Annotated in this window: 25 protein-coding genes; 8 read left to right on the top strand and 17 right to left on the bottom strand. The window is 61.5% G+C overall.

The genetic code is table 11. The features are described 5' to 3' along the window. Positions 1 to 24: 24 nt before the first annotated feature. Both ACCD05_RS05380 and ACCD05_RS05375 read right to left on the bottom strand, forming a co-directional pair. A complete protein-coding gene (locus ACCD05_RS05380; RefSeq protein ID WP_413391502.1) occupies positions 25 to 987 on the bottom strand; it encodes an aliphatic sulfonate ABC transporter substrate-binding protein in 963 nt (320 codons plus the stop codon). Between the two features lie 194 nt (positions 988 to 1,181). After that, positions 1,182 to 2,147: an aliphatic sulfonate ABC transporter substrate-binding protein gene (locus tag ACCD05_RS05375; RefSeq protein WP_413391500.1), complete on the bottom strand. Its 966-nt coding sequence runs from the start codon at positions 2,145 to 2,147 to the stop codon at positions 1,182 to 1,184. 261 nt (positions 2,148 to 2,408) lie between these two features. Here ACCD05_RS05375 and ACCD05_RS05370 point away from each other — a divergent pair, with 261 nt between their 5' ends. Both ACCD05_RS05370 and ACCD05_RS05365 read left to right on the top strand, forming a co-directional pair. Beyond that, entirely contained in the window at positions 2,409 to 3,278 is an 870-nt protein-coding gene (locus ACCD05_RS05370) for an NAD(P)-dependent oxidoreductase (protein WP_209233632.1), read from the top strand. Beyond that, positions 3,275 to 3,982 carry a DNA alkylation repair protein gene (locus tag ACCD05_RS05365; RefSeq protein WP_413391498.1) on the top strand — a complete coding sequence of 236 codons (708 nt, stop codon included), beginning with the start codon at positions 3,275 to 3,277 and terminating at the stop codon, positions 3,980 to 3,982. The genes ACCD05_RS05370 and ACCD05_RS05365 overlap by 4 nt, the downstream gene beginning before the upstream one ends. A gap of 2 nt (positions 3,983 to 3,984) precedes the next feature. Here ACCD05_RS05365 and ACCD05_RS05360 read toward each other — a convergent pair whose 3' ends face one another. The 3 genes from ACCD05_RS05360 to ACCD05_RS05350 all read right to left on the bottom strand — a co-directional run bounded on the left by ACCD05_RS05360 (position 3,985) and on the right by ACCD05_RS05350 (position 5,708). After that, positions 3,985 to 4,473 carry an Lrp/AsnC family transcriptional regulator gene (locus ACCD05_RS05360; protein WP_111563495.1) on the bottom strand — a complete coding sequence of 163 codons (489 nt, stop codon included), beginning with the start codon at positions 4,471 to 4,473 and terminating at the stop codon, positions 3,985 to 3,987. A gap of 66 nt (positions 4,474 to 4,539) precedes the next feature. Next, positions 4,540 to 5,175 carry a uracil-DNA glycosylase family protein gene (locus ACCD05_RS05355; RefSeq protein ID WP_413391495.1) on the bottom strand — a complete coding sequence of 212 codons (636 nt, stop codon included), beginning with the start codon at positions 5,173 to 5,175 and terminating at the stop codon, positions 4,540 to 4,542. Next, positions 5,169 to 5,708 carry a thermonuclease family protein gene (locus tag ACCD05_RS05350; RefSeq protein WP_413391493.1) on the bottom strand — a complete coding sequence of 180 codons (540 nt, stop codon included), beginning with the start codon at positions 5,706 to 5,708 and terminating at the stop codon, positions 5,169 to 5,171. Before ACCD05_RS05350 ends, ACCD05_RS05355 begins: the two co-directional genes overlap by 7 nt. Before the next feature lie 105 nt (positions 5,709 to 5,813). On the opposite strand from ACCD05_RS05350, the gene ACCD05_RS05345 reads away from it, so the two are divergent. Next, the gene (locus ACCD05_RS05345) at positions 5,814 to 7,349 is read left to right on the top strand and encodes a sensor histidine kinase (protein ID WP_111563492.1); all 1,536 of its coding nucleotides are present in this window, start codon (positions 5,814 to 5,816) and stop codon (positions 7,347 to 7,349) included. 6 nt (positions 7,350 to 7,355) lie between these two features. Here the strand turns inward: ACCD05_RS05345 and ACCD05_RS05340 are convergent, their stop codons facing one another. The 3 genes from ACCD05_RS05340 to cobT all read right to left on the bottom strand — a co-directional run bounded on the left by ACCD05_RS05340 (position 7,356) and on the right by cobT (position 10,140). Continuing rightward, a complete protein-coding gene (locus tag ACCD05_RS05340) occupies positions 7,356 to 8,471 on the bottom strand; it encodes a hypothetical protein (protein WP_413391491.1) in 1,116 nt (371 codons plus the stop codon). Positions 8,472 to 8,588: 117 nt separating this feature from the next. After that, positions 8,589 to 8,969, bottom strand: a complete 381-nt coding sequence (locus tag ACCD05_RS05335) for a diacylglycerol kinase (protein WP_018900596.1) — start codon at positions 8,967 to 8,969, stop codon at positions 8,589 to 8,591. A gap of 148 nt (positions 8,970 to 9,117) precedes the next feature. After that, positions 9,118 to 10,140 (bottom strand): nicotinate-nucleotide--dimethylbenzimidazole phosphoribosyltransferase, encoded by a 1,023-nt coding sequence (gene cobT, locus ACCD05_RS05330; protein ID WP_047512304.1) that lies wholly within the window; start codon positions 10,138 to 10,140, stop codon positions 9,118 to 9,120. 138 nt (positions 10,141 to 10,278) lie between these two features. On the opposite strand from cobT, the gene ACCD05_RS05325 reads away from it, so the two are divergent. Genes ACCD05_RS05325 through ACCD05_RS05315 form a run of 3 tightly spaced genes read left to right on the top strand, consistent with a single transcriptional unit; the run spans position 10,279 to position 11,988 of the window. Then, positions 10,279 to 11,061: an adenosylcobinamide-GDP ribazoletransferase gene (locus tag ACCD05_RS05325; protein WP_413391488.1), complete on the top strand. Its 783-nt coding sequence runs from the start codon at positions 10,279 to 10,281 to the stop codon at positions 11,059 to 11,061. Between the two features lie 19 nt (positions 11,062 to 11,080). After that, positions 11,081 to 11,290, top strand: a complete 210-nt coding sequence (locus ACCD05_RS05320) for a DUF1289 domain-containing protein (RefSeq protein ID WP_112980500.1) — start codon at positions 11,081 to 11,083, stop codon at positions 11,288 to 11,290. Continuing rightward, positions 11,287 to 11,988 (top strand): TIGR02281 family clan AA aspartic protease, encoded by a 702-nt coding sequence (locus ACCD05_RS05315; RefSeq protein WP_112941682.1) that lies wholly within the window; start codon positions 11,287 to 11,289, stop codon positions 11,986 to 11,988. The genes ACCD05_RS05320 and ACCD05_RS05315 overlap by 4 nt, the downstream gene beginning before the upstream one ends. 10 nt (positions 11,989 to 11,998) lie before the next feature. On the opposite strand, the gene ACCD05_RS05310 is transcribed toward ACCD05_RS05315, so the two are convergent. Both ACCD05_RS05310 and ACCD05_RS05305 read right to left on the bottom strand, forming a co-directional pair. Then, positions 11,999 to 13,360: an ATP-binding protein gene (locus ACCD05_RS05310; protein ID WP_413391486.1), complete on the bottom strand. Its 1,362-nt coding sequence runs from the start codon at positions 13,358 to 13,360 to the stop codon at positions 11,999 to 12,001. Then, entirely contained in the window at positions 13,347 to 14,024 is a 678-nt protein-coding gene (locus ACCD05_RS05305; RefSeq protein ID WP_413391484.1) for a winged helix-turn-helix domain-containing protein, read from the bottom strand. The genes ACCD05_RS05310 and ACCD05_RS05305 overlap by 14 nt, the downstream gene beginning before the upstream one ends. 206 nt (positions 14,025 to 14,230) lie before the next feature. Here ACCD05_RS05305 and ACCD05_RS05300 point away from each other — a divergent pair, with 206 nt between their 5' ends. Together ACCD05_RS05300 and ACCD05_RS05295 are read left to right on the top strand one after the other, a co-directional pair. After that, positions 14,231 to 14,497, top strand: coding sequence for a hypothetical protein (locus tag ACCD05_RS05300; RefSeq protein ID WP_113011198.1), 267 nt, complete (start codon positions 14,231 to 14,233; stop codon positions 14,495 to 14,497). A gap of 15 nt (positions 14,498 to 14,512) precedes the next feature. Then, positions 14,513 to 15,316 carry a hypothetical protein gene (locus ACCD05_RS05295; protein WP_413391482.1) on the top strand — a complete coding sequence of 268 codons (804 nt, stop codon included), beginning with the start codon at positions 14,513 to 14,515 and terminating at the stop codon, positions 15,314 to 15,316. A 7-nt stretch (positions 15,317 to 15,323) separates the two neighbouring features. On the opposite strand, the gene ACCD05_RS05290 is transcribed toward ACCD05_RS05295, so the two are convergent. From ACCD05_RS05290 to ACCD05_RS05260, 7 genes are all read right to left on the bottom strand, one after another. Then, complete coding sequence (locus ACCD05_RS05290; RefSeq protein ID WP_413391480.1) at positions 15,324 to 16,085, bottom strand: ABC transporter permease; 762 nt, start codon at positions 16,083 to 16,085, stop codon at positions 15,324 to 15,326. Beyond that, positions 16,082 to 17,008: an ABC transporter ATP-binding protein gene (locus ACCD05_RS05285; RefSeq protein ID WP_209233643.1), complete on the bottom strand. Its 927-nt coding sequence runs from the start codon at positions 17,006 to 17,008 to the stop codon at positions 16,082 to 16,084. Before ACCD05_RS05285 ends, ACCD05_RS05290 begins: the two co-directional genes overlap by 4 nt. Before the next feature lie 163 nt (positions 17,009 to 17,171). Continuing rightward, on the bottom strand, positions 17,172 to 17,420 hold the full coding sequence (locus ACCD05_RS05280; RefSeq protein WP_018900603.1) for a hypothetical protein: 249 nt from the start codon (positions 17,418 to 17,420) through the stop codon (positions 17,172 to 17,174). Positions 17,421 to 17,497: 77 nt separating this feature from the next. Then, a complete protein-coding gene (locus ACCD05_RS05275) occupies positions 17,498 to 18,793 on the bottom strand; it encodes an extensin family protein (RefSeq protein ID WP_413391477.1) in 1,296 nt (431 codons plus the stop codon). A gap of 275 nt (positions 18,794 to 19,068) precedes the next feature. After that, entirely contained in the window at positions 19,069 to 19,305 is a 237-nt protein-coding gene (locus ACCD05_RS05270) for a hypothetical protein (RefSeq protein WP_413391475.1), read from the bottom strand. A 171-nt stretch (positions 19,306 to 19,476) separates the two neighbouring features. Next, positions 19,477 to 19,650 (bottom strand): hypothetical protein, encoded by a 174-nt coding sequence (locus tag ACCD05_RS05265; protein WP_155947803.1) that lies wholly within the window; start codon positions 19,648 to 19,650, stop codon positions 19,477 to 19,479. A 138-nt stretch (positions 19,651 to 19,788) separates the two neighbouring features. Beyond that, positions 19,789 to 21,447: an alpha/beta hydrolase gene (locus tag ACCD05_RS05260; protein WP_413391473.1), complete on the bottom strand. Its 1,659-nt coding sequence runs from the start codon at positions 21,445 to 21,447 to the stop codon at positions 19,789 to 19,791. Positions 21,448 to 21,483: the final 36 nt, after the last annotated feature.

Raw genomic sequence — 21,483 nt, 5'->3', positions numbered from 1 at the left:
TCCTCTTGATCTCGAAAATTCGGGTCAGCTAGCGGGATGCCAGACGATATCGCTGACGGTCAGTTGCTTCGGCACGACGCCAAGCTTGAAGAAATCGTCGGCAAGCGCCTGCTGGTAGGTGAGTGCTTCATCCGGAACGAGCGAAACCTTGCCGAGATCGGCCTGGCTGCGCGTCAGCGTCACGCGGGTGATATCGGCGGGAACGCCGGTGATTTCGGCCAGTGTCTTCACGGTCCCGTCGAGGTCCGCCTGCGCCGCCGCGCCGACCTTGGCGAGTTCATCGATCACATCGGCAATGACGTCGGGATGCGCTTCGGTGAAGGTACCGTTGCCGAGGAAGTAGCCCCAATTGTCGAGCAGGCCCTCGGATGTGGTGACCACGCGCGTCTGCGGATCGGCCTCGGCCACGGCGAAGAACGGATCCCAGATCGCCCAGGCGTCGATCGCCCCGTTCTTGAAGGCAGCACCCGCATCTGGCGGCGGCAGGTCGATTTCGGTGATGTCCGAAAGCTGGAGCCCTGCCTTCGCCAAGACCTTCAGCGCGAAGTTATGGGCGCTGGAGCCGCGCTTGTAGGCGACCTTCTTGCCCTTGAGGTCCTCGATCGTCTGGATCGGCGAATCCTTGTGGACCAGCAATCCATGAAACGCCGCCGGCCCGCGATAGGCGCCGACATAAAGCAGATTGCCGCCGGCGGCCTGTGCGAAGAGCGGTGGCACATCACCGGTCACGCCGAAATCCAGCGCGTCGGCGCCAACGGCCTCGAGCAAAGGCGGCCCCGAGGTGAATTCGTTCCACTCGACGGTCACGCCCTTGGTGGCCAGCCGCTTTTCCAATGCTCCGGTGCGCCGCGCCAAGGCCAACACGCCGAATTTCTGCCAGCCGATCCTGAGCGTCGTGTCAGCGGCTTTTGCCGTCCGCACCTGCGGCAAGATCGTGGTCGCGGCAGCAGCTCCCAAAAGGCCGAATGTCTGTCTGCGGGTGAACATGCTGGGCTCTCTCCTCATGGCCGCGCTTTGCGCTGTCAGGCCGTTTTCATGAGGCAATGATTTCATAGACTACCAATTAGATCGACATTATAAATTTTCTAGTCGAAACCAATGTGGGGAATAATTTTCCATATTCGCGGCACGAACCAACAGCCCGTGCCGCGACGTTACGACGCCCGATTTCGCCTCGGTGATCAGCTTGCCTTCGGGCGCCAGACGATATCGCCGGTCTTCAGCTGCTTTGGTACGATGCCGAGATTGTAGAACTCGTCGGCCAGCGCCTGCTGGTATGCGGCCGCATCGTCGCTGATCGTCGACACGCCGCCGAGATCGGCGCCCGCACGCGTCAGCGTCACGCGGGTGATATCGACGGGAACGCCGGTAATCTCGGAAAGCTCCTTGATCGTATCGTCGAGCTTGCCCTGCGCGGACCGGCCGACCTTGGCGAGTTCATCGATGACGTCGCTTACGACCTGACCATTCGCATCGGTGAAACCGGCATTGGCGAGGAAGTAGCTGTAGGACGGCACGATCCCCTCGGCGGTGGACAGGATACGTGTCTGCGGGTCGGCCTCGACAATGGCGAGATAGGGATCCCAGATCGACCAGGCGTCGATACTGCCGTTCTTGAAGGCGGCCGCCGCATCCGGCGGCGATAGATCAATCGGCTCGACATCGTCGATCTTGAGGCCGGCCTTGCGGAGAATCTTGACGGTCACGTTATGTGCGCTCGATCCGCGCTTGAAGGCGACCTTCTTGCCCTTCAGGTCTTCGACCGTCTTGATGTCGGAATCCTTGCGAACGACGATCGCAGAGCCCGCTGCGCTGCCGCGGTAGGTGCCGACATAATAGAGCTGACCGCCGGCGGCTTGCGCGAATAGCGGCGGCACATCGCCCGTTGCCCCGAAATCAAGCGCGCCGGCTCCCAGCGCTTCAAGCAACGGCGGCCCCGAGGTGAATTCGGACCAGCTCACCGTAATGCCCTTGTCGGCAAGCCGCTTCTCCAGCGCGCCCCTGCGCTTGGCGAGCGCCAGCACGCCATTCTTCTGCCAGCCGATGCGAAACTCGGTGGCGGCGGCGCGCGCCGGCCGGATGGCGGGCAGTATGGCGGTTGCTGCAGCGGCCCCGAGAAGCCCCAGTGTCTGTCGACGAGAAATCATAGCCGTCCCCTTTCGATCAGCGTGTTTCGGGTCCGATCTCCGAAGCCGCCGTGTTTGCGATGAGGGAAATTCTGCTGAAATCTATAAATTATATCGACAATTATGTTTGTGATTTTCGGCCCGCTCGAAATTATCCTGACCCGATTTCGGGCCTTGAGCGGAATTTTGTTCCAAGCCGGACGCCGCGCATCACTTCGGCGGCTTTTCGCCTCGCCCTATTTGGGCTACTCCTCAAGCACGCATTCATGAAAGGATAGGTACATGGCAAAAGTCGCATTCATCGGTCTCGGCGTCATGGGTTTTCCCATGGCAGGTCATCTGAAGGTGAAAGGCGGCCATGATGTCACTGTCTATAACCGCACCGCTGCCAAGGCGGCCGCCTGGGCCGAGAAATTCGGCGGCAAGTCGGCCCCGACGCCGGCCGAAGCCGCCCGCGATGCCGATTTCGTCTTCACCTGCGTCGGCAATGACGACGATCTCCGCTCGGTGACATCAGGCAAGGACGGTGTTCTGCAGACCATGAAAGCGGGCGCGATCCTGATCGACAACACCACCGCCAGTGCCGATGTCGCCCGCGAACTCTACGCCGCCGCAAAGGAAAAGGGCGTGGGCTTCATCGACGCTCCCGTATCGGGCGGCCAGGCAGGCGCCGAAAACGGCGTGTTGACGGTCATGTGCGGCGCCGAGGACGCCGTCTATGAGAAGGCCAAGCCCGTGATCGATGCATTCGCCCGCATGGTCGGGCTGATGGGCGCGCCGGGTGCCGGCCAGCTCACCAAGATGATCAATCAGATCTGCATCGCCGGCATCGTCCAGGGTCTCGCCGAGGGCATTCATTTCGGCAAGCGCGCCGGCCTCGACATCGAGAAGGTCGTCGACGTCATCTCCAAGGGTGCCGCCGGCTCCTGGCAGATGGAAAACCGCCACAAGACCATGAACGAGGGCAAGTACGACTTCGGCTTCGCCATCGACTGGATGCGCAAGGATCTCGGCATCGTTCTCGACGAAGCACGCCACAACGGCGCCAAGCTGCCCCTCACCGCCCTCGTCGATCAGTTCTACGGCGACGTCCAGGCGATGGGCGGCAATCGCTGGGACACGTCCTCGCTGCTCGCCCGCCTCGAAAAATGATCGGCCCCTCCTCCAGCGCAGTGGAGCTGATCGCGTATCTGCGCACGTTGCGCTCGGAGGAAGCGATATCAGGAATGCGCCGTTTCGGCATCGTGACCGACACGGCGCTCGGTATCTCCAACCCGGCCATGCAGATGATCGCCCGCACGGTGAAAAAAGACCACGCGCGGGCGCTGGCACTGTGGCAAAGCGATATCAGGGAGGCGCGCCTGCTCGCGCTTTACACGGCCGACCCGAAGCAGCTGACGGAGACACAGGCCCGAAAATGGGCTGACGACTTCCGCTCCTGGGAGATTGTCGATACCGCCGCCGACCTCTTCGTCAAGGCAAGGCTGCTGCCGCTGATCCCCGCCATGGCGGCGGATGATCGCGAATTCGTCCGCCGCACCGCCTTTACGATGATCGCCAGCGCCGCCGTTCACATGAAGACGGAGCCGGACGAAACGCTCATCGGCTTCCTGCCGCTCATCGAACGCCACGCCACCGATCCGCGCAATTTCGTGCGCAAGGCCGTCAACTGGGCGCTCCGCAACATCGGCAAGCGCAACCAGCATTGCCACGCCCTTGCGTTGAAGCAGGCGGAACGGCTGGCCGCCGACGCGGACAAGACCGCCCGATGGATCGGCAAGGATGCGGCAGGGGAATTGACGAGCGAGAAAATTCTCGCCCGCGTTCAAAAGAAGGGCTCAGTCCTCAAGGGCTGAACTCAGTCTTCGTTGGACTTCGAGTTGTCGAGGATCATGTAGTCGAGCGGCAGCTGCGTCGAATACTTGATCTGCTCCATCGCAAAAGCCGAGGAGACGTCGCGGATTTCGATCTTGGCGATCATCCGCTTGTAGAAGGCGTCATAGGCCGCGATATCGGGCACGACGACGCGCAGCAGGTAATCCACGTCGCCGCTCATGCGGTAGAACTCGACGACCTCAGGGAATTCCGCCACCACTTCCGAAAACCGCCGCAGCCATTCGATCGAATGCGTGGCGGTGCGGATGGAGACGAAAACCGTGACCTTGGTGTTGACCTTCTCGGGATCGAGAATGGCCACACGGCGCTTGATGACGCCGTCTTCTTCCATTTTCTGGATACGACGCCAGCAAGGGGTCGTGGAAAGGCCGACCTTCTTTGCGAGATCGGCAACCGCCAACGTGGAATCTTCCTGCAAAAGGCGCAGAATCTTGCGGTCTAGACGGTCCATTTACCCCACCCCTACGAATTATTTTCTATGTATAGCGTGATTCCGGCCAGTTGAAAGAAATTTGTTTCAGTTCACAAGCATTGTGATGCGCGCCCGTAAGGCTGGCAGCAATTCCTCTTCGAACCACGGATTGCGCCTGATCCAGCCCGTGTTGCGCCAGCTCGGATGCGGCAGCGGCAGGATCGCCGGCGATCGATTGGCAAACAGGATCTCCCGCCACATCCCCACTGTCTCGGTCACGCTACCACGCCGCTCGCTCCCCAGATGCCAGGCCTGCGCATATTGCCCGATCACCAGCACCAGTTCGATCTGTGGCATGGCCGCGATCACGGGCGAGCGCCAGCGCGGCGCGCATTCGCGCCGGGGCGGCAGATCGCTGCCCTTGGCGTCATAACCCGGAAAGCAGAAACCCATCGGCACGATGGCGAAACGGTCGCGATCGTAGAATGTATCGCGATCGACCTGCAGCCATTCGCGCAGCCGGTCGCCCGACGCATCGTTGAAGGGAATGCCGCTCTCATGCACCTTCAGCCCCGGCGCTTGCCCCGCGATCAGTATCCTCGCCTTGGTCGAAATGACAGCTACCGGCCGTGGCTCATGCGACAGCCGATGCTCTGGCCCGCGCAGCGGCGCGTCGCGACAGATCCGGCAGCCGGCGATCGCCTCGCGCATCTCCTCCAGCCCATCAGCCGCGCCTACCATCCGAAAAATCCTCTGACGCCGCCTGAGCGCTCGACATCCTGCCTGTGATCGCGGAAGTCACGTGGCCTCTCGAAAGAGCCGGCCCAAAGACCAGCCTTCTCCGCCCGCGCCTCGGCCTCCTCGTCACCATAAGCGCCGTAGGAAACCGCCATGCCCCGCCGCACCATCACCGCATTGATATCCGTACCGCCCGCATGACACACGACGAGCAACCGCTGAAAGCGATCCCTCTCGGTTCCCACGCAGCGCGCATCATCACCGGCAACAAGGCTCTGCAGCAGGCGCTTGGCTTCCTGCCCGCACGCCCATCGCGCCCCACCACGATCGCAGGTCTGGGCAAGCTCGGGCGCATCGATCCCCTTCAGCCGCATCCTCTCGTCACCGATCGCAAGGCTATCGCCATCGGCTGCGTGGAAGCGGCCGGAGTGGGAAATCTCGGGGACGTCGTTCAGCTTGGCCGCGATCAGCCAGATGAATGCGAGCAGCGCAAAGGCCGCCACACCGTCACGAACGGTTCCGAAACCCCGCGTCACGGTTTCGCCTCCTTCAAAAACAAACCCTTGGGAAAATTGGCAAACAACTTCTTAATATTTGAGCCCTAATGTTCACGTACCCGCAGATCAAGCGTCACGTGTATAATGAGTAACGGCGTAAGCACATCGACAGATAAGAATATCGTCGACAAATCACGGAGTCACCGCAACAAGCCCGTCGCAAAGGCTGTGCGGGTGACGCGTGAGCGCCTGCAATCGAGCCATGCGCCAAGCGGCGCCTTCGATCGCGATGTGCTGAACCTCTATATCAATGCCGTGCTTCAGGGCGCTTCGATCATCCCGCTTTTCGTGATCATCATCGCGATCCTCGGCATCTATTTCACCGGCGACACCCAGATCGTGCTCTGGGCCATATTGACGCTGACGGCCCATGCCGCCAACGTGTTTCTCGCGCGCCGCGCCCGCAAGCGCGAGATGACGGCGATCCGCACCCGCAAATGGCGCCGCTTGCTCCTGCTCGGCCAGTTCCTGATCGGTTGCTGCTGGGCCTATTTCGCGATCCAGGACTGCGCCGCCTGCGAGCCGGCCAACCTCGTGCTCTACAAGGGCGCGACGCTTCTGATCGCGCTGTCGCTGACGGCAATGTGGAACTACATGCTGACGCTGTGCGTGCTGGTGACCTTCTCCCCCGTCGTCTTCGCGCTCGTCGCCAAATCCGGCATTTCGCGCGAGATCCTCGAGATCAGCCTGACCGCGACACTGACCACCACCGTCATCTTCTTCCATTACATCAGCGACCGCCTCTTCCGGCAGAACCTGCGCATCCTCTCCTATCAGGCGGAGAAGGACGACCTGATCGCCGAGCTTGAAGTTGCCAAGTCCATGTCGGACGAAGCACGGCGACGGGCCGAAGAGGCAAACCTCGCCAAGTCCCGCTTCCTCGCATCCATGTCTCACGAGCTGCGAACGCCGCTCAACGCCATCCTCGGCTTCTCCGAGGTGATGTCAGCCGAAGTCATGGGACCGCTGAACAACGCGACTTACAAGGAATATACCAGCGACATCCACCGCTCGGGCCAGCATCTTTTGAACCTGATCAACGAAATCCTCGACCTCTCCCGCATCGAGGCCGGCAAATACGAGCTCAGCGAAGAAGCGATCTCGCTGCTGGATATCTCCGAAGACTGCATCGGCATGGTGCAGTTGCGCGCACGCGGCAAGAACATCACCATCTCCCAGCAGTTCGAGTTAGAGCTGCCGGCCGTTTGGGCCGACGAGAAATCGATGCGCCAGGTGATCCTCAATCTCCTGTCCAACGCCGTGAAATTCACGCCACAGGGCGGCGAGATCATGGTCAAGGTCGGCTGGACTGCCGGCGGCGGCCAGTACATCTCGATCAAGGACAATGGACCAGGAATTCCCGAAGACGAAATACCGGTCGTCCTTTCCGCCTTCGGCCAAGGCTCGATCGCCATCAAGAGCGCCGAACAGGGCACCGGCCTCGGCCTGCCGATCGTTCAGGCGATCCTCGCCAAGCACGACGGCCAGTTCATCCTGAAATCCAAGCTGCGCGAAGGCACCGAAGTCATCGCCATCCTGCCGGCTCGACGCGTGCTGCAATCGGTTCCGGCCGTCGAGGACGCACAGGCCGTTTCTCGCAAGCGCCGCAGTTTTGCTTGAGACGAATTATCGAACGATCGCCTTGAAGTCCTTGTCGTCGGCAAAGTCCTGCAGGTCGTTGTCGTAAGCATTCGGATTAGTCAGATCAAGCAATTGCCATTTATAGTTCGAATTTAGGCGGACAGCTTTCCTGGTGGCGTTGATCACAGCCCGGCGCGTTGACAGCCTGTCTTTCTCAGACGCGCCAGTCTCCTTGAGCTTGTGGTGTTTTTGACCATTTGCTGCCGCCATCAGATACCAATATCGCGCGGTCTTGACGGCGGGCGTGTCGACCAGCTTGGAGCCGAGTTCGATCGCGCGTGCATAGCCTTCTGGCTTATATAAAAGCTCTTGTATCACGCTGAGACTGTCGTCAATCGACATGTCAGGCGCCCTGGACGCATAGCTGATCCACAAATCTTCCGGCTCTTCGGCAAGAGTGGCGGCGTCTGCGAGACTGGCAGCCGCTGCATTGAAATCACTGACGCCGACCTCCAAGGTTTCACCTTCGGGGTCCGAGAGCAACACCTCGACGCGCTGAAACAGTGGCGACAAATATATGCGCGTATAGATGTAAAAGAAGATAAAGCCGCTGACCAACCCGCATACGAGCAAGAAGGGACCAACCGCAGGGAGCACGCCAGCCGTCGCGTACCCATCATCGGAGAAAACCATCGCCCTTCGGCGTAGAAAATCGCTGAACTGCGAAAACGCCTTATCCACCGAACCGATCTGCGTAAGTCCGACACCGACAAGCATAGTTGTCAGCCATTCCGATATCCGCTCCAGATTGGTGTTTGAACTCAGCAGGCGCTCGCGCCGAACAGCCGTATTTAGGGCCCCGATGCTAGGGCGAGTGGCGACAGCATCGCTGAGCGGAAGGGCCGGCGGAGGTGTGTCCTTCGCGAGCACACGCGGGACGGAAAACAGAAACCCCAGTAGTCCGCCGATCGATATCCCGACAAGCACGATCAAACCGCCAACACCGACCGCCCCTAAGCGTCCGCCGAGTTGCGCGAATGCCATGAAGACGAACGTGAATATGATGGCCGCTGCTCCGACCATCAACAGCAGCATGGCATATCTGTTTCGCTCATCAGAGCGAACGTCGGAAAAGACACGCTCGAAAAAGCCATCAGTCATGGAAATTGCCCCTCACACCAATTTGATGCGAAGAACAATGACTCCTACTAAAAACACTCAAAAGATGCACTTACGGCGTAAACACAACCGATTACATCATAGACTGGTAACCGGCCCTCAGCCGAACATCAAATGCTTGCCGATCGTAAACAGCATGAAGATGCCGCAGGCGGTCAGCATGCAGAGCACGGCGAACGAGCCGAGATCCTTGGCGTGCTTGCCGACGCTTGAGATTTCGGGAGAAATGCGATCGATGACTTCCTCGATCGCGGTGTTGAGCGCCTCGATGGCGAAGACGATCAGGAACAGGACGACTGCGATCATCAGTTCGACAAGCGTCGCGCCCACCGCCAGAAGCAGGATTAGCGCGACGGCGGCGAAGAGTAGCTCCTGCCGGAACGCGGCCTCCTTGATCAGTCGCTTGAAGCCGCCGAGCGAGTAACTGGCGGCGGCAAAAAAGTGGCTGATGCCGGTGAGTTTGGTCACGGCAGGTTTCATCAGGCGTCCTCGTCGTCAGGTAGATGGCGGCAATGCCTGCCGCTTCATATCAGAAAAATGCGAATAGCGTGTACACGCTCGCGTCGCAAGCCATCTGTCATAAACCTGTCACGAACCTGAACGCCGCCCCTGGACCCAGGCGATGAGCTCAGTGTTCGTGCTTGTTTGTCACACCTGCCTGCGCGAAGGTCGCCATGCCGGAGTGGCATGCCGCGGCCGCCTTGACGATGCCGGCGGCAAGCGCTGCCCCCGTGCCTTCACCGAGCCGCATGCCGAGCGCCAGAAGCGGCGTCTTGCCAAGCATCTCGATCGCCTTCAGGTGGCCCGGTTCGCCGGAGACGTGACCGATCAGGCAGTGATCGAGCGCTGAAGGGTTGGCCGCCTGCAGGATGGCGGCGGCGGCCGTCGCCACGTAACCGTCGATCAGCACCGGAATGCGCTCGACACGTGCGGCAAGGATCGCGCCCGCCATCGCGGCGATCTCGCGGCCGCCGAGGCGGCGCATGATCTCCAGCGGATCGTCGAGATGATCGCTGTGCAGCGCCACCGCCTTTTCGACGGCTGCAACCTTGCGCTCGAACATCTCCCCTTCCGAACCCGTGCCGGGGCCGACCCAGTCACGGGCATTGCCACCGTAAAGCGCGTAGTTGATCGATGCGGCGATCGTCGTGTTGCCGATGCCCATCTCACCGATGCAAAGCAGATCGGTGCCGCCGGCAATCGCCTCCATGCCGAAGGCCATGGTGGCGGCGCAATCACGCTCCGAGAGCGCGGGCTCCTCGGTGATATCGCCGGTCGGGTAATCGAGCGCCAGGTCGAACACCTTGAGCCCGAGATCATAGGCGACGCAGATCTGGTTGATCGCAGCGCCACCGGCAGCAAAGTTTTCGACCATCTGTTGCGTCACCGTCGGCGGAAAGGGCGTGATGCCCTGCTTCACGACACCATGGTTGCCGGCGAAGATCGCCACCAGCGGCCGGTTGACGGCGGGCGTGCGGCCCGTCCAGGCGGCCAGCCAGAAAGCGATCTCCTCAAGACGGCCGAGCGAGCCCGGCGGCTTGGTCAACTGTGCATCGCGCTCGCGGGCAGCGACAAGCGCCCGTGGATCCGGCCCCGGCAGATCGCGCAGAAGTGTCCGGAAATCGTCGAACGGCAGGCCTGAAACGCTCATGGATGCGGCTTCCTTGTCTCGTCTGTAAACTTGTCTTATGGCTGCAAATCAGCTTCTTTCGCGGCCACTCTTAAATCCAGCCGCGAAGCGGAACAACTCTAAAAAGCGCCAGACATCATCCCCGGGAGCGGACGCGCCATGAACATCGCAACCTATGTGGCGGATATCGCGCGCGCCGTCGCATTCCTGAGCCGCATTCCCATGCCGAAAGCGGCCTTTGCGGGATATGACGGAAAACTCGGCCGCGTCGCGCGCGCCTTTCCCGTTGCCGGCCTCATCATCGGCCTGCTGCCCGCGATCGTTCTGTTCGTCATGCTCGGGCTGCGCGCCGACCGGCTGATGTCGGCGCTGGTGGCGCTGGCGGTACAGGCGATCGTCTCGGGCGCGCTGCACGAGGACGGCCTTGCCGATTGCGCAGACGGCATCGGTGGCGGCCGCGACCGCGCCCAGCGGCTGTCGATCATGAAGGACAGCCGCATCGGCAGCTATGGCGCCATCGCGTTAATCCTCTCCTTTGCCATTCGCGCCGCTGCCATCGCCGCGATTGCGCGCGGCGTCGTGCCATTCGCGGCAGCCCTCGCCCTGCCCGCCATCGGCTGCATCAGCCGCGGCGCTCTGGTCTGGCACTGGCACCGCCTGCCGCCGGCCAAGGCCGATGGCGTTGCGGCCGCTGTTGGGCAGCCCAGTGAAGGCGTCATGCAGATGGCGGTCGTCTCGGCCTGCGCGCTGGCGGCACTGCTGATCTGGCCGAGCCTCGGCCTTCTTCCGCTCATCTGCGCCCTGCTCGCCTGCGGCCTCAGCGCTATGATCTTCACCCGAGTGGCCCGTGTGACCCTGTCCGGCCATACCGGCGATACGCTGGGCGCCACCGCTCAAATTTCCGAGATGGCGGCGCTGTGCGCTCTTGCCATGGCTTTGTGAAACAACGATATCATTTGTCATGATAAGCCCGTGCATCAACATCTGCTCCATTGATTCATCCAGCGGCTTTTGCGCGGGTTGCGGTCGAACGATCGAGGAGATTGTCGGCTGGGCGGCGTTTTCGGATGAAGAGAGGCACGCGCTCATGCGCCTGCTGCCCGCCAGGATGAAAGCGATCCCATCAGCGGCGTCGCGCGAGACGATGGCAAGCACGGAGCTCACCGCATGAACAGGCTGACGATTGGACTTGGCGGTCTCGGCATCGGCCTTCTCATATTGCTCTTCAATCACGACAGCCCCAAGATCCTCGGCGTCAGGACCGACGATTTCGGCCGCATGCTCTATCTTCTCCCCATCGCGCTCATGCTGGCCGCGGGCATATGGGGAAGGCGCATCAGCGTCGGCGAGACGATGCGCCATATGATGATCTGGCTGGTGCTGATCCTCGGCCTCGCCACTGCCTATCTCTATCGCTACGACGCGCTCAGCGTCGGCAACCGGCTACTGGCCGGCCTCATTCCCGGCCGCGCCGTGGTCGTCACCACCAGCGAGGGCGGCAAGGAAGTCATCCTGCACAAGCTGCTGAACGGCCATTTCGAAGCCGATGTCGAGATCAACGGCCAGACAATCACGATGCTTGTCGACACCGGCGCCAGCATGATTGCTCTCTCGCGCGAGGACGCCGAGCGTGTCGGCATCATCCCGGATAACCTCACCTATTCGATGAGCGTGATGACCGCCAACGGGCGCGCCCAGGCGGCCCCCGTCACGCTGTCCGAGGTGGCGATCGGCCCCATCGTGCGCAACAACGTCGCCGGCAGCGTCGCCGAGGATGGCCGGCTCGACCAAAGCCTGCTCGGCATGAGCTTCCTGGAGACCTTGGGTTCGCTGCAGATGCAGACCGACGAACTGAGGATGCGCGACTAGCTGCAACTGCCTAGCGCAGGACAGGAAAACGAACCAGGACGCGCGTTCCAGGCTGGTTGTCTTCCAGCATCACCTCGGCCGAATGCAGATCGGCAACTGCCTTGACCAGGCTCAAGCCCAAACCGCTGCCCGCCGACGTCCGGCTCTTGTCGAGCCTATAGAGCCGGCGAAACACCTTCGTGTGCTCCGCGGTCGGAATCCCGACGCCGTTGTCCGCCACTCGGGCCAGAAGCAGATTGTCGCGGCGTGCCAGCGAAAGTTCGATGAGCGTTCCTGTCCCACTGTGGTTGATGGCGTTCTCAATCAGGTTCACGAACATCTGGATCAGCAGTTCGCGATCCCCCATCAGCTGCATGCCGGCACCATCGACCGCGACAAAACGCAACGTCTGGCCGGCATCGACAGCCACGTCGCGGTATATCTCCGTGACCGACGACATGACATCGGCCAGATCGACGGATTGGAAACGTGCCCGCCGGGCACCGGCCTCGATCTGGGAAATCCTCAGCAGCGCCTCGAAAGTGGCGTTGATCTGATCGCTCTCCATGCAGGCGTCGGCGATCTGTTGCCCGACCGGCTCGCCGCGTTCCGTTCGCTCCGCCGCATCTTCAAGCGTCATCTTCAACCTGTTGAGCGGCGTCTTGAGCTCGTGCGCGATGTCGGCGCTCACCTGCCGCATGCCCTCCACCAGCCCCGACAGCCGATCGAGCGCATGATTGATCTTCTCTGACACCAGATCGATATCATCGCCATTCCCACGCAAGGGAATACGCGTTGCAAGCTCTCCATTCGAGACATCGATCATGGTGCGCGCCACCGCGTCGAGGCGCCGCTGGGCTCTGGTCGCCAGGAAAGCGCCGCCACCAACCGCGATCAGCACGATGACGCCGGCGGCCCAGCCGAGGCTTACCAGCAGGATTTCGCCAAGCCTCTCCTTCTCCGCGAAGCTGCGGCCCACCACCAGCCGGTTGCCGCCGACAAGACCGCTGCGCACGCGATAGGAATGTCCGTCAGGCAACCCCAACGACGACGCACCGACGCTCGACAGACCTTCGCTCGTAACGGGGAGCGCCAGATTGCCGGCCAGCCGCTTGCCGTTCGGGTCGCTCAGCAAGAACACGCCCTGATCCGGAGAGCGCAGGCTCGAATAGGTGTTGACCGCCGCGATCAGGTCCTCGACATCATTCTGCGCATAGGTCGAGGCGATCGCGCTGTAGATCTCGTTGACGGTATCGTCGAGCTGACGTTCGAGACCGCTGTTCAGCATGTGATAGGTGATCGCGCCGGCGACCAGGAAGGCGGCGACGAAAAGCACGCCGAAGGTCATCGCCAGGCGAAAGGGCGTGCTGCGCAAGAGATTAACGCGGCGCATGCAGACTGTAGCCCGTGTTGCGCACCGTATGCAGCAGCTGCACCGGAAACGGCCGGTCGATCTTTGCCCTCAGGCGGCTGATATGCGTTTCGACCACGCTCGTTTTCGGATCGAAGTGGAAGTCCCACACGCGTTCCAGCAGCATGGTCCGCGTCACGACACGCCCCTCACCACGCATCAACACTTCCAGCAGCGTAAACTCACGCGGCTGCAGGTCGATGATCTGCCCTGCCCGCGTCACCTGCCGACGCAGGAGATCGAGCTCCAGATCCGCCACACGCAGCATCGTCTTCTGTTCCTGCAGACGCGGCCGCCGCGCCAGCGCGTTCGCGCGTGCCAGGAGTTCTGAGAAGGCAAAGGGCTTGACCAGATAGTCGTCCCCGCCCGCCTCCAGTCCATCCACGCGATCGTCGACCCCACCAACAGCGGTCAGAAATAGCGTCGGTGTGCTGATACGCGCGGCCCGCAAAGCCTTTACGAGAGACAGGCCGTCAAGCCCGGGCAGCATGCGGTCGACGATGACGACATCATAGGCTTCGCGCGTAGCCTGAAACAGCCCGTCGTGCCCGTCATGAACGACATCGCAAGAATGGCCAGCCTGGATAAACCCTCTTGCCACGTAATCGGCTGCCCGCCGGTCGTCTTCGACCACCAATACCCACATGCCTGAAGTCCGTTGCTTCCGCCTACAATTCGGCATCGCCAAGCTACCCGTTTCCGGCGGGAATGCCATCGCGCTTTGCAAACCTTACGAAAACGTATGGTGCCGGCGAGGCCAGCGTATGTCCGTGCCCCTAGTGTCCGTTTTGCGGATCGGCGAGCAAAGCCTCGCACCGCTCAACACGACCACTCACCAGAAGGAAACACATCATGAAGACCATCGCCGCAGCAGGCATCCTGAACGCCCTCGTCGCCCTGGGCTTCGTTCTCGTCTCGATCCCGGCGCATGCCGCACCGGCACCTTGCGAGGACATGCTGAAGGACATGCGCGCCACGAAGGCGGCTGCGAAGCTCGCGGATGCCGACGCAAAGAAGGTGAACGACCTGGAGACAAAGGCCGTCGAACGTTGCAACGCCGACGACGACGCGCGCTCCGACAAGTTTCTGGCCGAAGCCATGAAGATCATGGGCAAGTAAGAAGCGAGGCATCTGATGACAAACGCCATTCGAGCGGGCCACGAGCCCGCCAACCGCGTCCCGAACGTGACGGTCGATTTCTGGCTGATCAAGCTGATGGCCGTCACCATGGGCGAGACGGCCGCCGATTATCTCGCCGTCAACTTGGGGCTCGGCCTGACAGCAACCTCCGTGATCATGGCGGCCATCCTCGCGGTCGCCATCGCCATCCAGTTTTCGATGAAGCGATACGTCCCATCGGCTTACTGGGCCGCCGTCGTGCTGATCAGCATTGTCGGAACCTTGGTCACCGACAATCTGGTCGACAACTTTGGCGTCCCGCTTGATGTCACCACCATCGGCTTTTCGATCGCGCTGTTTCTGACCTTCCTCGGCTGGTACGCGCTCGAACGCACGCTCTCCATCCACACCATCTTCACGACACGGCGCGAAGCCCTCTACTGGCTGGCGATCCTGTTCACCTTCGCGCTCGGCACAGCCGCCGGCGACCTCGTCGCCGAACGGATGGAGCTCGGCTACCTCAGCACAGCCTTGCTGTTCGCAGGCGTGATCGCGGTGATCGCACTCGCCTATTATCGCGGTGGCATGAACGCCATTCTCGCCTTCTGGCTCGCCTATATCGTTACGCGTCCGCTTGGCGCATCCCTGGGCGACCTGCTGTCACAGCCGGTAGAGTATGGCGGTCTCGGCTTTGGGACGATCTATACCAGCCTCCTCTTCCTCGGCGCGATCGTGGTCATCGTGACCTACATGACGCTGAGTGCCCGACCGGAACGCGACGAAGATTCCCCGTCGCGCGAGGCCATCGATCGGCGATGAAGCCGCATCAGTTGCGCAGCTTGTAGCCGGTCCTGAACATCCAGCCGAGCGTGCCCAGGCAGATTGCCAGGAACAGCGAGATCATACCGAGGCTGATCAGCGGATTGACGTCGGCGATGCCGTAGAAGCTCCAGCGGAAACCGCTGACCAGATAAAGCACCGGATTGAAATGGCTGACCGCCTGCCAGAAGGGCGGCAGCATGTTGATCGAATAGAAGCTGCCGCCGAGGAAGGTCAGCGGCGGCACGACCAGCATCGGGATCAGGTTCAACTGCTCGAAATTGTTTGCCCACAGACCGATCATGAAGCCGAACAGGCTGAAGGTCACGGCGGTCAAGACGAAGAACAGCGCCATCATGAACGGGTGCTCGATCCTGACCTCGACGAAGAAATTCGCCGTCAGCAGAATGATCACCCCGATCATCAGCCCCTTGGTCGAGGCCGCCCCGACATAGCCGAGCAGGATCTCGGCCATCGCCACCGGCGCCGACAGCACTTCGTAGATGGTACCGGTGAATTTCGGGAAGTAGATGCCGAAGGAGCCGTTGCCGATGCACTGCCCGAGCAACGTCAGCATGATCAGGCCCGGCGTGATGAAGGCGCCATAGGAGATTCCCTCGACTTCCTGGATGCGCGATCCGACGGCCGCACCGAAGACGATGAAGTAGAGCGACGTCGAGATGACGGGCGAAACCACGCTCTGCAGCAATGTGCGGCGGGTACGGGCCATTTCGAAGAAATAGATGGATTTGACGGCTTCGAAGTTCATTTTGCGCCTCCCACGAGCGCCACGAAGATGTCTTCGAGCGAACTCTGCTGCGTCGACAGGTCTTTGAAATGGATGTTGTGTTCGGCAAGTCGCGTCAGCAGCGCGGCGATGCTTTCCTGGTCGTTTTCGGCATCGAACTCATAGGTCAGGCGATTGCCGCCCGCCGTGAGCGCAAGGCCGTTGCCGGCGAAGCTCGCGGGCAGCTCTTCGAGCGGCTCGGTGAGCTCCAGGATCAACTGCTTGCGGCCCAGCTTGGCCATCAGCGCCGTCTTGTCCTCGACCAAAAGCAATTCTCCGCCATTGATCACGCCGACGCGGTCGGCGATCTCCTCGGCCTCCTCGATATAGTGCGTCGTCAGGATGATGGTGACGCCCGCCTCGCGCAGCTTCTCGACGACGTGCCACATGTCCTTGCGCAGCGCCACATCGACGCCGGCCGTCGGCTCGTCGAGGAAGAGGATTTCAGGCTCGTGGCTCAGGGCCTTGGCGATCAGGACGCGCCGCTTCATGCCGCCGGAGAGCTGGCGCAGCGTATTGTCCTTCTTGTCCCACAGCGACAGGTCGCGCAGCACCTTTTCGATATGCGCGGGATTGGCCTTTTTTCCATGTAGGCCGCGCGAGAAGCTGACCGTGTTCCACACCGTCTCGAACTGGTCGGTGGTCAGCTCTTGCGGCACCAGCCCGATCATCGACCGGGTCGCCCGGAAGTCCTTGACCACGTCGTGGCCGCCGACAAGCACGGTTCCCCCGCTCGGATTGGCAATGCCGCAGACGATCGAGATCATCGTCGTCTTGCCCGCACCATTCGGGCCGAGAAGCGCGAGGATTTCGCCCTTCTCCACATCGAGATCGATGCCCTTCAGTGCTTGAAAGCCGTTACTGTAGATTTTCGTGAGATTGCGGATGGAAATGATGGGGGCCATGAAGGGCTCTTGCAGACGAAAGGAAGGATTTCGCCGCTATATAGCCGCTCCGCGACAGTTTTACATCCCATTGACTGCGAACAGAGTATTCATTTGCTCGAAAATGATGCAATTGAAAACGCCGTTCCCCGATCGTCGGGACGTCAAGGCCCCCACAATCTTCCTACCAGGCGCCGTTCACGCTGCAGCCAGCCGGCGGCAAAGTCTTGCCTTCGAAGCGTGCCTTCAGCATCTCGCAGCCTTTGACGCGAATGAAATCGGGCATCTTCATATTGAGGCTGATGCCCACTTCATCGAACGGATCGCTCGCATAGGCCACATAGGCATACCAGCGACCACCGAACACAGCGACGGCCGCGATCACCACGATCGCGATGAAAAACAGAATATTCGGGCGCTTTTTCTCGGCCACAACGATCTCCTCTTACTGATAGGGAGCCCGTTTAAAGCGATTCCCGCGGCCGCGTCGATGCCGGGCCGGGAATGCTGTCAGTCGCAATAGACCTTGCCGCTCTTGCGCTCGCGCAGATCGAAATGGAAGTGGTTCCAGTGCTCCGGATTACTGCCGGGGCCGAGTACCGTGTTGAAATACTTGCAGCTATCGGTCCGCACGGCCTTCAGCAGCTTGCCCTCGCGGAAGGAGAACAGACCCTTCTTGCGCACATCGATCTCGTGGCCGCTCTTCAACACGAACTTGCCGACGTCGATCGCGTTGCCGTGAGCATGCTCGGACATCGGATTGTAGCGCTGGCGGCTGTTGTTCATCCGGCGGCAGCTATAGCCGCCAAGCGGCTGGATCGTCTTGATGCCGGACCAGTAGCGAAACCGTGCCGACGGAGCGAGCTCGTTCTTCACCCACTTGGCGAAGGCAAGCGTCACCTGGCAGTTCAGCGTCACCGCCGGCCGGACGCCGATATTGCCGGACAGACCCTGCAGCGAGATCGGGTAAGGCACCTGGCATGCCGGCCCGTTGGAGATCGGTGGCTTGTCGGTGAAGACCACGCCCATGCGCTTCAACTCGCGCCGGCAGGAGAGCTCAGAACTCGGCATCACGCCGGGCACAGCCGGTGCCGGCTGGCTCATCTGCGGCTCGCTGTCCATCGGGTTGTTCGGCCGCAGCATCGCCACTTCCTGCGGCTCGCTCTCTTCGGGCACGCGCGCCGGCGCCACGACGGCGCTGCCGTCGCCCCACACCTGCTGTTGCTGGCGCATTGCCGGTTGCCCCATCGCAGCCTGGCTCGCCGGCCGTGGCGCGCGCATCCGGTTCATCTGCGTCGGATTGTCTGTGCCGATGCCGTCGACGACAGGCTGATCCGACTGTCCCTCGGCGATCTGCTGCTGCTCTTCCTGCGCGAGCCCCGTGACCGGCTCCGCCCCAAGCTCGGCATCCATGTTGACGCCCTCGGGCGGCACGGCAAGCGTCTGCGTCCCGCCCCAAGTGGCCGGCTGGCCGCTGAACTGGCCGGCAGCACCGCGCGCACCGGCGGACGCCTGATCGTTGGTCATAGTAGGCGCTGCGCTCGCCTGCCCGCGACCGGCAAGATTGGGCGTATTCATATAATCGACGGAACCCTGGACGGGCTGGCTGCCGGCGGGATAGGCCTGATCGATGGCGCTGGAGGGCATGTTGACCGGCGCCTGGCGCCGTGGCGGCGAAATGGAGCCGACCTTCGTGCCGCTATCCACGCTGCCGGGCGGAACGAGCGCATCCGTCGAGCACGTCGTCAGCGCTGTCGACAACAGCACGGGCAGCACATAACGCCGCATGATGGAAACAAACGCCATACTCTCATCGCTTCCGAAGATCGGCAGTGACCAAAAAACTTCGGTCCAAATTTAATAAAAAGCGGTGAACGAAACCTTACCCCCAGCCCGGACAAGCCCCGCCCGGCCGATCACGATTGCGGAAGCGTTTGAAACAAAAGCCCTATTCCGGGTCGAAAAATCCGGGATCAGCGCGCGATAACCACCGATCGGCGACATGCGCAGACGTGTTCATCAAACTGGAAAGAGCGGGGCGAACAGCGCACCCTTGGGAAACGCAACGGACGACCAAAGTGTCAGCCGACGTAACGAAGTTCCTTGTCGTCGGACGGGTTGATCGCGGCGCGACGAACCGGACGGCCACCACCATAGATCTCGTTCATGATCTTGGCGACCTCGACGGCATGGCCTTCGGTCAGTCCGTTAAGAACCTGACCGCCAAAGCATGCGGGCTCCTCCGCCTGATGGTCCCAGACCATCCACATATCGAGCGGATCGCAAATGACATCGTAACGGGGTCTGGAGCTATTCATCGGGTAACGCCTTTATTACCCCACTCTCTTAGGTTGCGGTAAATTAATCGTTTACTTGCGCCACCCACAAAAACAAATGGGTAATTTATTGCAGTCGGGCCCGATCAGGCAAAGTTAGCCTTGATGGTGTTGGCAAAGCCGCTCTAAGCGGCTTCGCCGGATCGCAGAGAATTACCGCGCCGGCACACTTCCGGTGACGATGCGATCGGTCTTCGTCAGTTCCATCTGCGGCCAGTTGGACGCGGTTTCGGATGCAGGACGGCTGCCGATCGCAAGGATCGTGATCAGGCCGGCAACGACGGCGGAAAGAAGCAACCCGCTATAGGTCATCAGTTTGAACCTCAAAGATGTGGTTTCCCAGCCACGCCCGGGCAAACTGCTACGGGAGCCTAAACGAACCCATAATGAACGTGGTTAATCACGATCATATTCCCGCTTATGAACAGCCGAAACCGGACAAACTGCCATCGCGGGAGCGCAATCTCAATCGTTCCCGCCCCGAGCTGCCGCTCGCGCGAAACGCATCTTGAGCGCCGCCACCTCGCCCGGGTCGACGGTCAATGCGGCAACGGCGATCCAGGCGTCGATATAATGCTCGGGCGCATAGACATGGCCGTAGCCCATCGGCGACGTCGTCGCGATCATCAGGTCGAACAGCAGCTGGAACATCGTCAGCACGGGAAACCATCGAAGGCTCGGCGACACATCCGGCCCGCGCGGCGCCTGCATCCACGCCGGCTCGCGATAGAAGGAGTGCGGATCGAAGAACGTCACCGCGTCGCTTGCATATTGCAGATAGACGATCCGCATCGGCCCCCATTGCGCAGCACCCGGAAGGTCCAGATGGTTCTCCTGGTTGGTGAAACGGATCATCGATCCGTCGCGGAAGGTCGGCAGCCAGGCCGGCGATTGCGGATTGCGCCCCGCCGTCACCGCATTCCACATACGGCTCTCGAAAGGCGGACCGCTCCACAGAGCACCCTGGAACGGATCGGCGATCACGTCGAAGATATCGGCCGAAAGCTGCGAGTTCAGCGCGCCTAAGCTCAATCCATGCAGATAGAGCTTCGGCCGCTTGTCGTGCGGCAATGTCGTCCAGTAACCGTAGACCTCGCGAAACAGCGCCTTGGCCGACTGCGCGCCATATTCCGATTCAACCAGCAGCGACAGCCAGCTCGAGAGATAGGAATATTGCAGCGCCACGCTCGCGACATCGCCTTGTTTCAGATATTCCAGCGTATCCATCGCCGCCGGATCGACCCAGCCGGTGCCCGTCGGAGCGATGATGACGAGCATCGACCGCTCGAACGCCCCGTCCCGCTTCAGCTCCTCGAGAGCAAGCTTGGCGCGCGCCTCGATCGTATCGGCATTGTTGAGGCCGACATAGACGCGAATGGGCTCGCGCGCCTCGCCCTTCCAGAAGCCGCCGATATCGGAAGCGCTCGGCCCCGACGCCACGAAGTGCCGCCCCTGCCGTCCGAGACCATCCCAGGCTACCAGCGACGCCTTGCTTCCCGTCTTGGCCGGATCGGCGGGCATCGGCACGTTATCCTCGATTAGCGCATCCAGCCGCTGCATCGAGGAATCGATCGCATGCAGCGCCCCGCGCATCAGCACCCCTTCGGCCACCGACCAGAAGACTGCAACCGCAATCGCAAAGCCGATGACATTGGAAACGCGTCGTGGCACGAAGCGATCGAGCCGCCGCGATGTCCACCGGAAGGTCAGCAGGAACAGGCGACCGAGCAGCACGGCGACGAGAAAGACGACGAAGGCGAGCGCCCCAAGCTTGAACGGCTCGGCGCTTTCGAGCGGCTCCATATGCCAGAGCTCGCGGATCGAGTTCTGCCAGCCGGCCGCCTGCCAGAGGAAAACGACGGCCACGATCAACCCGCAGATCAGCACGGCTATCCTCTGCGACAGCAGCGGCCCGCGATAAGGCAGTTCGAGATACTTCCACAGGCTGACGGCGGCGACCCCGATGAGATAGCCGACCGCCGCGCAAATACCCGACAGCGCCCCCTGCACGATATAGGATCGCGGCATCAGCGTCGGCGTCAGCGACGCGGCGAAGAAGGCGAAGGCGAGCGTCAGCCCGATCACCGACAGAGAGCGAAAAAGACCACCGAGCAGACGCCTCATGCAACTCCCCAACCTTTAGCCGCATTGACTGACGGC

It is taken from the genome of Rhizobium sp. Rhizsp42 (assembly GCF_047304155.1).
Taxonomy (GTDB): domain Bacteria; phylum Pseudomonadota; class Alphaproteobacteria; order Rhizobiales; family Rhizobiaceae; genus Rhizobium.
This window is presented reverse-complemented; position numbering and strand designations above follow the sequence as displayed.